Source organism: Micromonospora solifontis, assembly GCF_003725545.1.
Taxonomy (GTDB): domain Bacteria; phylum Actinomycetota; class Actinomycetes; order Mycobacteriales; family Micromonosporaceae; genus Micromonospora; species Micromonospora solifontis.
Map to the genome: position 1 here is coordinate 1 of NZ_RJLN01000227.1, position 202 is coordinate 202.

The window sequence follows — 202 nt, forward strand, 5'->3', positions numbered from 1 at the left end:
GGGCGTACCTGATGGACCAGGCTGGTGGAGACGGCGCCGCCGCGGACCGCGCGGACGTGCAGCTCGACGGTGCCGTCCGGGCGTGGCGCGTTCGCCGGGCACAGCCAGCGCCACCGGCCGGGCCGGCGCGGCGTGCAGACCGGCACCGCCTGGCCGGGCCGGTAGGGCAGCCGCCGCCACGGCCGTACCGTGAGGACGGCGA

1 protein-coding gene is annotated in these 202 nt (G+C 79.7%); it reads right to left on the reverse strand.

Going from position 1 to position 202, the window contains the following annotated elements; translation table 11 throughout:
- A partial coding sequence (locus EFE23_RS27970; RefSeq protein WP_233601188.1) for an FAD-binding oxidoreductase occupies positions 1 to 202 on the reverse strand: 202 nt, incomplete at both ends.